General features: G+C 63.7%; 14 protein-coding genes. 9 read left to right on the forward strand and 5 right to left on the reverse strand.

Going from position 1 to position 15132, the window contains the following annotated elements; genetic code table 11:
* Positions 1 to 171 precede the first annotated feature (171 nt).
* The 5 genes from JQ616_RS32420 (at position 172) to JQ616_RS32440 (ending at position 6207) form a co-directional block, all read left to right on the forward strand.
* Positions 172 to 1695: an SUMF1/EgtB/PvdO family nonheme iron enzyme gene (locus JQ616_RS32420; RefSeq protein WP_212021892.1), complete on the forward strand. Its 1524-nt coding sequence runs from the start codon at positions 172 to 174 to the stop codon at positions 1693 to 1695.
* 37 nt (positions 1696 to 1732) lie between these two features.
* Complete coding sequence (locus tag JQ616_RS32425) at positions 1733 to 2158, forward strand: DUF4399 domain-containing protein (protein ID WP_212021893.1); 426 nt, start codon at positions 1733 to 1735, stop codon at positions 2156 to 2158.
* Positions 2159 to 2262: 104 nt separating this feature from the next.
* Positions 2263 to 3060, forward strand: a complete 798-nt coding sequence (locus JQ616_RS32430) for a transporter substrate-binding domain-containing protein (RefSeq protein WP_433996023.1) — start codon at positions 2263 to 2265, stop codon at positions 3058 to 3060.
* 531 nt (positions 3061 to 3591) lie between these two features.
* Positions 3592 to 4410 carry a formate/nitrite transporter family protein gene (locus JQ616_RS32435; protein ID WP_076865713.1) on the forward strand — a complete coding sequence of 273 codons (819 nt, stop codon included), beginning with the start codon at positions 3592 to 3594 and terminating at the stop codon, positions 4408 to 4410.
* A 60-nt stretch (positions 4411 to 4470) separates the two neighbouring features.
* The gene (locus JQ616_RS32440; RefSeq protein ID WP_212021894.1) at positions 4471 to 6207 is read left to right on the forward strand and encodes a bifunctional protein-serine/threonine kinase/phosphatase; all 1737 of its coding nucleotides are present in this window, start codon (positions 4471 to 4473) and stop codon (positions 6205 to 6207) included.
* A 133-nt stretch (positions 6208 to 6340) separates the two neighbouring features.
* On the opposite strand, the gene JQ616_RS32445 is transcribed toward JQ616_RS32440, so the two are convergent.
* Complete coding sequence (locus JQ616_RS32445) at positions 6341 to 7135, reverse strand: substrate-binding domain-containing protein (RefSeq protein ID WP_212021895.1); 795 nt, start codon at positions 7133 to 7135, stop codon at positions 6341 to 6343.
* A 197-nt stretch (positions 7136 to 7332) separates the two neighbouring features.
* Complete coding sequence (locus JQ616_RS32450) at positions 7333 to 8556, reverse strand: polyhydroxyalkanoate depolymerase (RefSeq protein WP_212021896.1); 1224 nt, start codon at positions 8554 to 8556, stop codon at positions 7333 to 7335.
* A gap of 177 nt (positions 8557 to 8733) precedes the next feature.
* On the opposite strand from JQ616_RS32450, the gene JQ616_RS32455 reads away from it, so the two are divergent.
* Positions 8734 to 9390 carry a glutathione S-transferase gene (locus JQ616_RS32455; protein ID WP_212021897.1) on the forward strand — a complete coding sequence of 219 codons (657 nt, stop codon included), beginning with the start codon at positions 8734 to 8736 and terminating at the stop codon, positions 9388 to 9390.
* A 320-nt stretch (positions 9391 to 9710) separates the two neighbouring features.
* Entirely contained in the window at positions 9711 to 10145 is a 435-nt protein-coding gene (locus JQ616_RS32460) for a cupin domain-containing protein (protein ID WP_212021898.1), read from the forward strand.
* 299 nt (positions 10146 to 10444) lie between these two features.
* Here the strand turns inward: JQ616_RS32460 and JQ616_RS32465 are convergent, their stop codons facing one another.
* Entirely contained in the window at positions 10445 to 10669 is a 225-nt protein-coding gene (locus JQ616_RS32465) for a hypothetical protein (RefSeq protein WP_212021899.1), read from the reverse strand.
* 196 nt (positions 10670 to 10865) lie between these two features.
* Between JQ616_RS32465 and JQ616_RS32470 the strand changes: the two genes are divergently transcribed.
* Entirely contained in the window at positions 10866 to 11237 is a 372-nt protein-coding gene (locus JQ616_RS32470) for a hypothetical protein (protein ID WP_212021900.1), read from the forward strand.
* Between the two features lie 179 nt (positions 11238 to 11416).
* Here the strand turns inward: JQ616_RS32470 and JQ616_RS32475 are convergent, their stop codons facing one another.
* Together JQ616_RS32475 and JQ616_RS32480 are read right to left on the reverse strand one after the other, a co-directional pair.
* Positions 11417 to 12520, reverse strand: a complete 1104-nt coding sequence (locus tag JQ616_RS32475; protein ID WP_212021902.1) for a mandelate racemase/muconate lactonizing enzyme family protein — start codon at positions 12518 to 12520, stop codon at positions 11417 to 11419.
* Positions 12521 to 12722: 202 nt separating this feature from the next.
* On the reverse strand, positions 12723 to 13961 hold the full coding sequence (locus tag JQ616_RS32480) for an ABC transporter substrate-binding protein (RefSeq protein ID WP_212021904.1): 1239 nt from the start codon (positions 13959 to 13961) through the stop codon (positions 12723 to 12725).
* Between the two features lie 240 nt (positions 13962 to 14201).
* Here JQ616_RS32480 and JQ616_RS32485 point away from each other — a divergent pair, with 240 nt between their 5' ends.
* Positions 14202 to 15041 (forward strand): AraC family transcriptional regulator, encoded by an 840-nt coding sequence (locus tag JQ616_RS32485; RefSeq protein WP_212021906.1) that lies wholly within the window; start codon positions 14202 to 14204, stop codon positions 15039 to 15041.
* Positions 15042 to 15132: the final 91 nt, after the last annotated feature.

Below are 15132 nucleotides of genomic sequence, written 5' to 3' on the forward strand. Positions count from 1 at the left end.
TGCCGTCGAGATGATGCGCGTCCGCCCAGCCGGCGGCGCGCGGCAATCCGTGACCTTGTCACGCTTCACGAACTTTGTTCCGACCCGCAGATGTGGTAGGTTCAGCTGTGCCTCGGGCACAAAGGCGCCGGTTGCGCCGCCAGCACGTATGTGTGGAGCAGCCGGAGCGCCATGGGAGAGATTCGCGACTTCAAGTCAGGTCGGCCACAGCCTCCCCGCGATGCCGTGCCGCGGCGACTGGCGGCGATCGTCGTCGGCGACATCGCCGGCTACAGCCGACTGATGCAGCTCGATGAAGAGGGCACCCATGCCCGCGTCAAGCGGACCGAGCGTGATCTCATCGAGCCCACCATCACCGAGCACCATGGCAAGCTGATCAAGACCACCGGCGACGGCTTCATCGCGATGTTCGACAGCCCGGTCGAGGCGGTCCGATGCAGCATCGTGATCCAGCAGAACATGATCGGCCGTAACGCGGCGATCGCGCGGGATCAGTGGATCGAGTACCGGATCGGCGTCAACCTCGGCGACATCATCATCGAGTCCGACGACATCTATGGCGACGGCGTCAACGTGGCCTCGCGGCTCGAGGGGATCGCAGCGCCGGGTGACGTCTTCATCTCCGGCGGCATCTACGAGCAGATCAAGCACAAGATGGTCTGCGGCTACGAATCGCTCGGCGACAAGAAGGTGAAGAACATCACCGATCCGATCCGGGTCTACCGCGTGCTGCCGGACGCCGCTGCCTATCAGAGGACACGCCGGCGCCGCGAGTCGATCCTGCTGACGCTGCTTGGATTGGCGATTACGATCATCGCGGGCGGTGTGCTGTGGTACCTGCTTGCGCAACCGCGCAGCAAGCAGGTCGAATTGGCGAAGGCGCCGCCGTCGCCGGTGGCATCGCCTACCGTCCCGCAGCCGGCACCGGCGCCAAGCCAGAGTTCAAGTCCGGTCCCGGCGGCGCCGGTGCAGCAAGCGTCGCCGCAACCCGCGCCTTCCGCGAGCCCCGCTGCGGAGTTGCCGGAGCCCGAGATGGTGTCGCTCAAAGGCGGCAGCTTCTCGATGGGAAGCAATGAAGACCCGTCGGAGCGGCCGATCCGCAAGGTGGCGGTCAAGCCGTTCGCGATGGGCAAATACCCGGTCACCGTGCGGGAGTGGAATGCCTGCGCCGCGGCCAAGGCCTGCGGCTTCACGGCCGGCGGCAAGGACGACGTTCCGGTCACCAATGTGAGCTGGAGCGATGCGAAGCAATATGTCGCCTGGCTCGCCGAGCGGACGAAGAAGGCCTACCGGCTCCCGAGCGAAGCCGAATGGGAGTACGCGGCGCGCGGCGGAACGCAATCGAAATACTGGTGGGGCGATCAGGTGCAGACGGGCCACGTCGGCTGCAAGGATTGCGGCGGCGACGCCGCGGCGGAACAGCCGGTCAAGGTCGGCAGCTTCAAGCCGAATCCGTTCGGTCTCTACGACATGGGCGGCGGGGTCGATCAATGGGTCGAGGATTGCTGGCACAGGAATTACCAGGGCGCGCCGGATGACGGTGCGGTCTGGACCGGAGGCGACTGCGGCTCCCATGTCATTCGCTCCGGCTCCTGGAAGAATGACGCACGCTATGTGCGCCCGGCCAATCGCGACAATTACGATACCAATGTCCGCTACCCGACCCACGGTTTCCGGGTTGCGCTGTCTCCCTGAGCGGTCATCCGCAATCGCCGGGTTTCAAGGAGGGGCTATGAGACGTGCACGCCTGATCATGCTCGCTGCGGCACTGGCATTGCTCGCGGGTCCCGTCGTCGCGCAAAACAAGCCGGCGGGCAAGGATGCCAAACTGTATTTCATCTGGCCGCGCAACGGCGCTGTTCTCAAGGGCCCGTTCGTGTGCCGCTTCGGGCTGCACAACATGGGCGTCACCCATGCCGGCGACGACTATCCGAACAGCGGCCATCACCATCTGCTGATCGATGTCGATGAGCCGCTCAATCCTAATGAGCCGATTCCGTCGGACAAGTCTCATCAGCACTTCGGCGCGGGCCAGACCGAGACGCAGCTCGATCTCGCGCCCGGCAAGCACACCCTGCAACTGGTGCTGGGCGACGCCAAGCATTATCCCTTCAACCCGCCGGTCGTCTCCGAGAAGATCACCATCCGGGTGAAATAGGCCGATACGGATAGCTCCCTTGCGAGAACCGCCGCTTGCACAAGGCCGCGCGGTGCGGTTTGTTGCGCGCCGCCGGACAGCAAGACCGGCGTGGAGGACGTCCGATGTTGTATCGACTGCTGCGTCTGGCCGGCCTCGTTCTGGGAGTGATTGCAATGACCGCATCCGCCAATGCCGACGCCTTGAAGGACCAGATCGCGCCGACCGGAAAGCTCCGGGTCGCGATCGCGATCAGCCCGGCGGGTGGCGCGTTCTGGTCGACCAAAACCGGCAATGGCTATGCCGGCGTTCCCGTCGATCTCGGCCGCGAGATGGCGGCGCAGCTCGGCGTTCCCGTCGAATATGTCGTGCACCAGAATTCGGGCCAGATCACCGACGCGGCGGCGAAGAGCACCTGGGACGTCACCTTCCTGCCCAAAGATCCCGAGCGCGAAACCAGGATGACGTTCGGGCCGATCTATGAGGTCGCCGATGCCACCTACATCGTCAGGCCGGGTTCGAAGATCACGAACTTTGCCGCCCTCGACCAGGACGGCGTCAAGGTCGCCGCCGTCAACAACACCACGACGATGCGCGGCGCGATCGCCCATCTCAAGCATGCCAAGGTCACGGGCTATCAGACCTATGACGAGATTTTTCATCTGCTGGAGAATGGCGAGGTCGACGCCTTCGCGCTGTCGCGTGACCAGCTTATGGCGATGGCGAAGAAGATCCCGGGCTCTCGCGTTCTCGACGAGACCTTCAAGCAGACCGTCACCGCGGTCGCCGTCCCGCTCAACCATCCGCTCGCCGCAGCGTTCGTGGGCAAGTTCATGACGGAAGCGATCGCCAACGGCACGCTGCGCAAGGCCTATGACAACAACGGGCTGAAGGACACGCCGGTGCGGACCGAGGTGAAGTGAAGTAGTCGACGTCCGATCTATCCGACCTCTCTCCCCGACATCCTGAGGTGCGAGCGGAGCGAGCCTCGAAGGATCGACGGCCCGGCCGGTGGCCGTGCATCCTTCGCGACGCGCGGAGCCTGTCATCGGGCCGTGCCTGCGCGGACCCGTTGGCGCTCCTCTGGATGACGGGAAGACGGACTGCGCCCTGGTCCGCCCGGCATCTGTGCAAGTTGCATAAATCGGCGCCAATGCGCCGGTTAGGTCTCGTGCCCGTAACTTAAATCATTGGATTAATGGGGATTTTTGGCCCGTCGCCCCCCGTCCCCGGTTGGCATATCCATTGCTTTTGCTTGTCTCAGTCAACGACGACTGCCGTTCTCCGGATCGCCGAAGCCAGTGCTGGCCCAGGCGAGGGGATCGAGGCGCCCGGCCGGGCGCCGCGAGCAATCGTTCAAGCCCCATCTCCCCGGACGAACGAGCATTTCTATCAACCCGCGTCGCTTCCGGCAGGCAGCCGGCGCGGCCGAATTGCGCAAGGGGAATTTACCAATGGCCTATCTCGCACCGTCCGAATTCGTCACCAAGATGGTGGACGCCGGCGAATCCAAGATCTTCATGTCGACGCGCGACACCGTGATCCGCGCTTACATGGCCGGCGCGATCCTCACGCTCGGCGCCTGGTTCGCCGTGACCATCAACGTGAACACGGGGCAGCCACTGATTGGAGCGCTGTTGTTTCCGGCCGGTTTCGTCATGCTTTATCTGTTGGGCTTCGATCTGTTGACCGGCGTGTTCGTGCTGTCACCGCTGGCGCTGCTCGACAAGCGTCCCGGCGTCACGCTCGGCGGCGTGCTGCGCAATTGGGGGCTGGTGTTCGTCGGCAACTTCCTCGGTGCGCTCACCGTGGCGTTCATGATGGCCTTCGTCACGACTTTCGGCTTCACGCAGGAGCCCGACAAGGTCGGCATGACCATCGGCAATATCGGCGAGAGCCGGACGCTCGGCTACGCCGCGCACGGCGCGGCCGGCATGGCAACACTGTTCATCCGCGGCATGCTGTGCAACTGGATGGTCTCGACCGGCGTCGTCGGTGCCATGATCTCGACCACGGTGCCCGGCAAGGTGATCGCGATGTGGATGCCGATCATGGTGTTCTTCTACATGGTGTTCGAGCATTCGGTGGTGAACATGTTCCTGTTCCCGTCCGGGCTGATGCTCCACGCGAAGTTTTCGATCGTGGATTACCTGGTCTGGAACGAGATCCCGACCGTGCTCGGTAATCTGGTCGGTGGTCTCGCCTTCACCGGGCTGACGCTCTACACCACCCATGTGAAGACGGCGCCGAAGCGCCAGCGCCTCGCGGCTTGATCCTGCCGGCCGATGGGGCTCTCCTCTGATGGAGGGCCCCATTCGCTTTTGGGACGGACGATGCCGCGCGCGCTGAACATATCGGTCGGGCAATTCTCTGATCAGGGCCGCAAGGACACCAATCAGGATTTCCACGGCGTCTTGATCCCCGACGAGCCGCTGCTCGGCCTCAAGGGCATCGCCGTGGTGCTCGCCGACGGCATCTCCTCGAGCAGCGTCGGCCGCGTCGCCGCCGAGTCCGCGGTCAAGAGCTTCCTGACCGACTACTATTGCACTTCGGAATCCTGGTCGGTGAAGACCTCGGCACAGCGGGTGCTGGAGGCGACCAACTCCTGGCTGCACGCGCAGACCAGGCGCAGCCAGAACCCCTACGACAAGGACAAGGGCTACGTCTGCACCCTGAGCGCCTTGGTAATCCGCTCGACCACGGCGCATCTGTTCCATGTCGGTGACAGCAGGATCTACCGCGTCGCCGGCAACAGCCTCGAACAGCTGACCAACGACCACCGCGTCGTGATCTCGTCGCAGCAGAGCTATCTCGGCCGCGCGCTCGGCGTGAACCCGCAGCTCGAGATCGACTACCAGAATCTTGCGCTCGCGCGCGGCGATATTTTTCTGCTGGTGACCGACGGCATCTACGAGCACGTCCCGGCGCGCCAGCTGGCGAAGTCGATCAGGGATGGCGCCGCCGATCTCGACGCGACAGCGAAGTCGATCGTCGAACAGGCCTATGACAACGGCAGCGAGGACAATCTCACCGTCCAGATCGTCCGGATCGACGAATTGCCCGACGGCGATGCCAGCGAGGTGTTCGGCCAGCCGACCGAGCTGCCGCTGCCGCCGCTGCTCGACGCGCGGATGCTGTTCGACGGCTATCGCATCGTGCGTGAGCTGCATGCATCGCATCGCAGCCATATCTATCTCGCGCTCGACGAGGAGAGCGGCACCACGGTCACGATCAAGATCCCCTCGATCGACCTGCGCGACGATCCGGCTTATCTGAAGCGCTTCGTGATGGAGGAGTGGGTCGCTAGAAGGATCGACAGCCCGCATGTGCTGAAGCCGTTTCTGCCGCAGCGCAAGCGCAACTTCCTCTACGTCGCGATGGAATATATCGACGGCCAGACCCTGACGCAGTGGATGACGGACAATCCCGCGCCGGCGCTGGAGACGGTGCGCGATATCACCGAACAGATTGCAAAAGGGCTGCGCGCGTTCCACCGCAAGGAGATGCTGCATCAGGATGTCAGGCCCGACAACATCATGATCGACAGCACCGGCACGGTGAAGATCATCGATTTCGGCTCGACCCGGATCTCGGGTGTTGCCGAGGCGACGCCGGCGGGCGTCGAGGACATTCTGGGCACCCAGCAATACACCGCGCCGGAGTATTTCCTCGGCGAGGGCGGCAGCGCGCGCTCTGACCTGTTCTCGCTCGGCGTCGTCACCTATCAGATGCTGACCGGCCGCTTGCCCTACGGCGCACGGATCGCGCGCGCTCGGACGCGCTCCGACTTCAACCGGCTGGTCTACCATTCGGCCGCCCATGGCGGCCGCGAGGTCCCGAGTTGGGTCGATGGCGCGCTGGAGCGCGCCGTGCACATCAATCCACTCAAGCGTTACGAGAGCTTTTCCGAGTTCCTGTTCGACCTGCGCAATCCCAACGCCAAATATCTGACCACGTCATCGACCCCGTTGATCGAGCGCAACCCGGTGCTGTTCTGGAAGTCGACCACGCTGCTGCTGGCGCTCGTCGTGGTGCTGCTGCTGGCCTACGGCGCGCATCACTTGCGGTAGAGATCTAGGCTCCGTCATCCTGAGGAGAGCGGAACGCGCGTCTCGAAGGATCGACGGCCCGGCTGGTGGCCGATTCATCCTTCGAGACGCGCTGCGCGCTCCTCAGGATGACGGGGAGAGAGCGTGCGCGCGACTAATGCGTCGCACCGCCTGCAATCGGATCCAGCCCGCTCTTGACCAGCGCATCGCGCGCGTCCGGCGAGGCGAGGAAGCTGATCAGCGCCTTGCCGGCGTCGGGCTCTTTTGAAACCGTCGCGATCCCGGCGGAGAACACCGTGATCTTCTGCAACGGCTCCGGCAGCGGGCCGACGATGTCGATGCCGGTGACCGGCTTCAGCTCGGAAATCTGCTGCAGGCCGATCTCGGCCTCGCCCTTGGCGACGATCTCGCCGACCGGGGTCGCCGGGATCATCCGTGCCTTGTCCTTCATCTGGTCGGCGATGCCGAGCTTGCCGAACATCTCGGTCGAGACATAGACGCCGCTGGCGCTGTCGGAATAGGCGACCGATTTGGCCGTCAGCAGCGCCTGCTTGACACTGTCGGCCGAACTGATGTCCGGCTTCGGCGCGCCTGCCTTGACCGCGATGCCGATCGGCGACTTCACGAGGTCGACGCGGCTGTCGGCCACCACCTTGCCCTGCTTGATCAGGTCACCGAGCGCATAGCCGACCATGATCAGCACATCCGCCGGCTCGCCGCGCTCCAGCCGCACCGGAATGGCGTTGGTCGTGGTGCCCATCGACGGCCCGAAGGCGGTCACCACCTTGTGCCCGGTCTTGCGCTCGAACTCCGGCACCAGTGCCTTGTAGGCCGCCGTCAGCCCGCCCGAGATCATGACATGGACCTCGGCGGCGGATGCAGCTGACGTGAAGGCGAGGGCGCCGATGACGGCGAGCGTGAGGGCACGGAAGGCAGTGGCGGAACGCATGGAGTTTCTCCCTGGACGATTCTTAGGGCGCGGGGGTCGTCGTGGCCGGGAGACTACTGTGCGAGGGGATGCGTGACTAGCCATTGATCGTCATTGCGAGCGAAGCGAAGCAATCCATCGCACCGCATTTGCGGAACGGTGGATTGCTTCGTCGCTTCGCTCCTCGCAATGACGGGGGAAGGAGTGTCGTTGCGCCGTCACGAATTCACATGCACGAAATCGCGCAGCAGCGGATAGATTTCGTTGTTCCAGCGCTTGCCGGAGAACACGCCGTAATGGCCGACGCCGGCCTGCATGTGGTGCACCTTGCGATAGGTGCGCACGCCGGTGCAGAGGTCTTGCGCGGCGAGCGTCTGCCCGATCGAGCAGATATCGTCCTTCTCGCCTTCCACCGTCATCAGGCCCATGCGCCGGATCGCCGCCGGGTTCACCGGGCGGCCGCGATGCATCAGCATGCCCTGCGGCAACAGATGTTCCTGAAACACGTCGCGCACGGTCTCGATGTAGAATTCCGCCGGCAGATCCATCACGGCGAAATATTCGTCGTAGAAGGTCTTGATCACCTCGGCCTTGGCGGTCTCGCCCTTGGCGAGATGGTCGGCGAGGTCGATGTGCTGCTTGATGTGGCGCTCGAGGTTCATCGACACGAACGCCGTGAGCTGCACGAAGCCGGGATAGACCTGACGCAACGCGCCCTTGCACTGCATCGGCACGTAGTTGATCAGATTGTCCTCGAACCACTTGATCGGCTTGCTCTTGGCGAACTCGTTCACCTTGGTCGGTAGGATCCGTGTGTCGATCGGTCCGGCCATCAGCGTCAGCGACGCCGGCCGCGCCGGATGGTTGTCCTCCGACATGATCGCGGCCGCCGCCAGTGCCGAGACCGAGGGCTGGCAGATCGCCACCATATGCGCGCGCGGGCCGAGCTGGTCGAGGAAGTCGATCAGATGGTCGGTATAATCCTCGAGCCCGAAGCGACCCTTGCTGCGCGGGATGTCGCGCGGATTGTGCCAGTCGGTGATGTAGACGTCGTGGTCCTGCAGCAGCGTCTTCACGGTGCCGCGCAGCAGCGTGGCGAAATGGCCGGACATCGGCGCCACCAGCAAGAGCCGCGGCTGCTCCGGACCGTCGACCTTCTTGAAATGCAGCAGCGAGCCGAACGGCGTCGCATAGGCGACCTCTTCGGTCACCTCCAATTCCCTGTTGCCGACGGTCACGCTGCCGATGGCGTAGTCGGGGCGGGCGTAGCTCAGGCTGGAGCGGGAGATCAGCTCCAGCGCGGCGGCGAGCCGGCCGAACGTCCGCTGCGAGGTGCCCCGCGGCACCAGATTGAGATAGCGCAACGCCGCTGCAGCGCCGGTCCGCCACGGCGCCGTGAGGTCCATATGGTTCTGATAGGCCTGGTACAGCATTGACATCATACGCATCCACCCGGTGGCCCGGTCTGCCAAGCAATATCGAGGCCAGAGGCGGGCCGGGTGCTCGGCAAATTGGCACGTCGCTTGCTGCAAAAACGAACGGCTGCCCGAGCGCGCGGCGGTTGGACCGCTGCGCAGGGTCCGGGAGCCAGGGACGCGGTCAGGCGTGAGGAAACCGATATGACGAAGGCGACGCTCACCATCAGCAGCAAGAATTACTCGTCCTGGTCGCTGCGCGGCTGGCTGCTGGCGAAATTCGCCGGGCTGGAGTTCGAGGAGATGGTCACGGCACCCGATGACCCCTCGGCGCGGGCCGAGCTGCTGCTGCTGTCGTCGTCGATCCTGGTGCCCTGCCTGCGCCACGAGGGCGCAACCGTCTGGGATACGCTGGCGATCGGCGAGTACCTCAACGAGATCATGCCGCATGCCGGGCTGCTGCCGGAGGACCGCATCCAGCGCGCGCATTGCCGCTCGATCTCGGGCGAAATCCATTCCGGCTTCACCACGCTGCGGTCCTCGCTGCCGGTCAATCTCAAGGGGCATTTCCCCGGCTTCAAGATCTGGTCGCGGGCGCAGGCCGACATCGACCGCGTCTGCGCCATCTGGCGCGATTGCCTGGCCAAGTCCGGCGGCCCGTTCCTGTTCGGCGAACGCCGCACCATGGCGGACGCGATGTATGCGCCGGTGGTGACCCGCTTCATGACCTATGACGTCAAGCTCGATCCCGTCCTTGCGGCCTATGCCAAGACCATCATGGCGATGCCCGAGATGCAGGAATGGGTCGAGGCCGCGAAGGCCGAGCCCGCCGACGTCGAGGAGCTCGAGGTCGAATATTAGGCAGCGTGCCTCCGGCCTGCCTGTGCCGGCGGCCCAAGCTCAAGGCAAGCTTTGCTCAAGGGACGGGCCGCCGACGTCGGGCATCGGCGATGCGCTGCCGGCTTGCGCGACCGGCGCTGACCGCAAAATTCACGCCTCGCGCCAAATGCTTCCGTTGTGGTGACCGCGCATCGCGAGACCGATCGCCGCAGCCCAACCGGGCTGGCAAGGATTTCGCATAGCAACAATCAAGCTGTGACCGCGACGATGCGACGCTGCCGAAAATTTGGACGCTGAGCCGCGCCGCGATCTCGCGAACACGAGAACCGTGGAGGCTTGAAATGAACCAGCACGCCGTCGTCAGCAAATTCTCCCACGTCAAACCCGGTGACACCGAGTTCAAGGGCGGAGGTCTGCGCGACTTCTTCCTGTATCGCGACCTTGGCATCGCCGATGCCACCAGCGGGCAGGTGATCTGCCATCTGGTCAGGGCCAATCCCGACATGCCGCCGGAAGAGGGCACCGGTTGGCACAAGCATCTGTGCGACTTTCAGATCGTGATCATGACCAAGGGCTGGGCCCGCTTCATGTACGAGGACAAGGAGACGCTGGTCGAGGCCGGCGACGTCATCCATCAGCGTCCCGGCATTACCCACTATCTGTTCGATTACTCGAAGGACATGGAATACCTCGAGATCGTCAGCCCCGCCGACTTCAAGACCGTGGACGTGCCGCCGGCGACCGAGACCGTGCCGCCGACCACGCCGTGGAAATGATCGCCAAGGAAATGATCGCCGAGGTAAGGGAAAGGGATCGCAATGTCGTCTGCGGAGGAATTAACCTTTGTCGTCGGCCGCTGGCTGCGGCCGATCGTCATGCTTCTGTATGTGGTGCGCCGTCTTGGGCTGATGACCACATCTAGCCGTGAACAACGGAGTACGTCGCTCAATCAGTGATTCGGACGCGGTTCGTTCCATCCGCGTTCCAAATCTTAAAGCGCAGCGCGTGCGCGTCGCGTTTTGAAACAGCATGCATGGTCCCGAAGGACCATGCGCAAGAACGGCGCGTCACGGCCTCAGACGAGGCCCGGTTGCCTCTCGCGTGGCTTCCGCCAGGCGATGACGTTGGCTTCCAGCGCGCCACCTGTCGCGTCATTGCGCCACTGGCCGTCGACGAAGCGGCAGGCGAACGGCAGCTGATACGTCCCGCTGTGATCCTCACAAAGCACTTCCACGCGTTGTTCCGGCGAAGGCTCGCCACTGCCATCGAATTGCGCCAAGCGTTTTTCGCGCGTTGCCATGCGATCTGTCTCCACTGCCCAAGGTCGAGCCAAAAGGGGTCGAACCAAACAAAGTTCCGAAGGCCCCCGTCCCCACGAGTAGTCCCCGTAATCAGTGCAGCACACCGCTCGAATACGGTTTCAGTGTGGTATGTCTGCCGGGCTTTCAGCGTCGTGCGCACAAAACTGTGAATGACGCATGTGATTGGGGATGCCGATGATTGCGCGTTTTGTCTTTGTCTTGCTCGTGCCGCTTGTACTCGCGCTGGTCGGAACCGCGCATGCGCAGGACGTTCCCGGCATCGAGATCTGCACCGTCGAGAAAACCATGGAGCGGCGCACCAGCTGCCTGCAGAGCAACGTCGATTTCCTGCAGAAGACGATCAGCAAGCTCACAACAGATCATCAGCAGAAGCTCGACGCCGCCAACCGACAGATCGCGAGCTTGCAGAACGCGGCGGCAAATCTGCAAAAGCTCGTCGCTGATTTGCAGGCGGCGCAGGCCAAGCTGACCGAGGATCTGAAGAAGAAGGCCGACGCGCCGCCGGCGAAGGATGCTGCGCCTGCGGCGAAGGACGGCACGAAGTAGAAGAATTCTATCCGCGAGTTTTCTTCGCCTCTCTCGCTTGCGGGGGAGGCGTATCGCATCGTTGGATGCGATACGGGTGGGGGCTCTCTCCATTCGAAGAGCGTCGCTTGCGGCGAAACCCCCACCCCAGCCCTCGCCCGCAAGCGGGAGAGGGGGCACAGCTGTTCTGCGGCGACTTCTCACGCTACCCGATATTTCTCCATCACGTCGCGATCCGGCTCATAGCCGAGCCCGGGGCCTTGCGGCACGGCGACGTGGCCGTTGGCGTCGACGGCGATGCGGTCGCCCCACAGGCAGGCGGGGCGCTTCATGAAGAACACTTCGATCAGGCCCGCATCGCGGATCGCCATCAGATGCAGCGTGGCGAGGAAGCCTGGCCCGAAATAGGGCGAGTGCGGAATGACCTGGACGCCGAACTCGTCGGCGAGCACGGCGACGCGGAGGAATTCGGTGACGCCGCCGACCTTGATCACGGATGGCTGCGCATGACTGACGGCGCCTGCGGTCATCATCTGGCGAAACTGATGCACGGTGCAGGCGTTCTCGCCGGCCGCGATATCGAGCCGGCCCTCCCTGCGTACTTCCGCCAGCGTGGCAAAATCTTCCGGCGGCCAGACCGGCTCCTCCAGAAACATCGGCGCGGCCTGCTTGCAGTCGCGCGCGAACTGGATCGCCGCCGGCCCGTCCAGCGGGCAGTTCATGTCGACCATCAGCGGCACATCGGGGCCGATCGCCTCGCGCGCGGCTGATACCGCCGGCACGGTGGTCTCGTGCAGCTTGATCGCGGCATAGCCGAGCTTGATCGCCTTCTTGCATTCGGTGGCGATATGCGTGGGATTGCCGATCCGCATCAGGCTTGCATAGGCCGGGATCGCGCTGCGCTTGGCGCCGCCGATCAATTGATGCAGCGGCACGCCCTTCACCTTGCCGGCGAGATCCCACAGCGCGATGTCGAGCGCGGAGATCGCAAACATCGTGATGCCGTAGCGGCCGAACAGATGCAGATTGCGCTGGATCTGCTCCATCACGGCAGGGATCCTGGCCGCATCCGGCACCTCGAGGCCGCGGGCCTGCGGCGCAATCATCTCGGCCACCGCCGTGCAACTGGTCTTCGGACAGACATAGGCGAAGGCATCGCCCCAGCCGGTCAGGCCGGCATCGGTCGACACCTCGACCAGCACCATGTCGAGCGCGGAGATTGCAGACGCGCCCTGGCGGAAACTTGCGGGGCCTGCGTCATAGGGAATGCGAATGTGGTGGGCGCGGACGTCGGTGATTTTCATTGTTGTTGTCCTTCCGATCGCAGGATGTGCCTTGGGTCGCGGTGGCCGGCCACTTTGGGCTCGGTACGGCGCCGGGTTGATCGCCCGGGTTCCGGCCATCGCAAATCTTGCTTGCGAAAATCTTGCGCGTGAATCGTGTCGAAGACGTGGATGCCCGGCGCGTTGCCGGGCATCATGAAGCCCAAAGTTGTGGCGGTGGACCTTAGGAGCTCTTCTCGCCGCTCATGACGGGACCGAACCGCTCCCAGCTCTCGCCCTTGAAGCGCATCATCTGCAACTGCTCGATCGGTGCATAGTCGTCCGGTCCGGTCTTGATCTTGGTGCCGGGCAGATAGATGCCGATCTCGAAATTGAGGCTTGCCGCCTGCTTCATCAGGTTCTCGCGGGTGAGGTTGTCGCCGCATTGCCGCAACACCTGCTCCAGCCCCTTTGCAACGCCGTAACCGAACACGGTCGAGGCGTCGTTCTGGTCGCCCTCGGGATACCACTTGGTCATGAAGGCGCGCCACTCGTTCATGGCGGGATCGTTCTTCCACTCGTGATCCGCGGGGTCCTTCAGATATTGGGTCGACAGGATGTCCTGGCTCGCCTCATAGCCGGCGGGCTTTATCACACCGCCGATCGAGACCGAGACGTTGGTCAGGAACTGGACCGGATGCCAGTCGAGCTCGGCAACCTTCTTGATCGCTTGCGCCGCGAATTTCGGCGTCGCGATGTTGACGAAGATGTCGGGGTTGGCGCCCTTGATCTGCACGATCTGCGAATCCACCGTCGGCGACGAGGTCTCGTAGGAGGATTCGACGACGATCAGTTTCTTGGCCGCATCGCCCAGACCTTCATGCAGGCCGATCAGATAGTCCTTGCCGAAATCGTCGTTCTGGTAGAGCACGCCGATGGTCTTGCCGGGATATTTATCGAGGATGTATTTGGCATAGATGCGCGCCTCGACCTGGTAGCTCGGCTGCCAGCCCATGGTCCACGGAAAGTTCTTCGGATCGTTCCACTTGGCGGCGCCGGTGGAGACGAACAGCTGCGGCACCTTCTTGGCGTTCATGTATTTCTGGATCGCCGTGTTGCCCGGCGTGCCCAGCGGATTGAAGATCAACAGCACCTCGTCGCTCTCGACCAGCTTGCGAGCCTGCTCGACCATCTTCGGCGGCGAGTAGGCGTCATCATAGGAGATGAAGTTGACCTTGCGGCCGTTGATGCCGCCTTCGCTGTTGAGCTTGTTGAAATAGGCGGCTTCGGTCTTGCCGATCGTGGCGTAGGCCGAGGCCGGGCCGGAATAGGGCATGATGTTGCCGACCTTGATCTCGGTGTCGGTCGCGCCCGGGTCGTATTTCTTCTGGGCGCTGGCGGCGGTTGCGACGGCGATCGTCAACAGCGCCGCAAGCGCCGCAGACTTGACGCAGTTGGCATAGCTCGAGCGGTGGTGGTGCATCCTTGTCCTCCCTGACATGCTGGCCGCGGCTCGTGCAGTCTTGATTTTCGGGCAGCTTGATGAGCCGTCGGATCGATGCAACCGCGAGTATGCACGATTGGGACGGTGTTGCCAGCAACGGCTTTGGGATAAATTTCCGCCGAACGAAATCACGGTTTCGCGGCTGCGCAGCAAGGACTGTCAAGCGCCGCGCGCGGCGGCCGTGCATGATGCCCGAGCTTTGCAGGAAAGCCGTCGTCCATGAATCCAGCCCAGAAGGCGCTCTGGTACATCGAAAGCCACCTCCACACGTCGCTGACGCTCGACGACATCGCTGTCGTCGCCGGGGTCTCGCGCTTCCATCTGGTGCGGGCGTTCGCGGAGGCGACCGGGTTCTCGGTGATGCGCTACGTGCGGGCGCGCCGTCTCAGCGAGGCCGCACGTGAGCTCGCGGCCGGGGCGCCCGATATTCTCAGCCTGGCGCTGGACGCGGATTACGGCTCCCACGAAGCGTTCACCCGCGCGTTTCGCGACCATTTCGGCGTCACGCCGGAGACGGTGCGCGCGACGACGTGCCTGACCAAGCTCGATCTGCAGGAGCCGATCACCATGATCTCGACCGCTCTCGATCATCTCGATCCGCCGCGCATTGCGACCGGCAGGGCCTTCCTCGTTGCGGGTGTCGGCGAGCGCTACAACCACGCCAATGACAGCACTGCCGGCATTCCGAGCCAGTGGCATGGCTTCCACCAGCAATGCGCGCATATTCCTCGCCAGATCGGCAACGGCGCCTATGGCGTCTGTTGCAACGGCGACGACGCCGGCAATTTCGACTACATCGCCGGTGTCGAGGTCGCCGATTTCTCCGACCTGCCGCGCGAATTCGCGCGGGTGCGGATCCCGGCGCAGAAATACGTGGTGTTCACCCACAAGGACCACATCTCGACCATCCGCCGCACCGTCAACACGATCTGGAACAGGTGGCTGCCGCAATCCGGCATGAAGGTTGCGGACGCGCCGAACTTCGAGCGCTACGACGAGACCTTCGACAAGAACACCGGCAATGGTGGGTTGGAGATCTGGGTGCCCGTGGAGGAGTAGGGGGCGCCCGCCGTGTCATTCCTGGGATGACGGTTGCGGCAAACTGGATGTCGTCCCTGCCTGGTGCGCAATTGCGCACCAGGCAGGGACG

Origin of the sequence: Bradyrhizobium tropiciagri (assembly GCF_018130545.1) — a bacterium.
In the GTDB taxonomy this organism is placed as follows: Bacteria; Pseudomonadota; Alphaproteobacteria; order Rhizobiales; family Xanthobacteraceae; genus Bradyrhizobium; species Bradyrhizobium tropiciagri_A.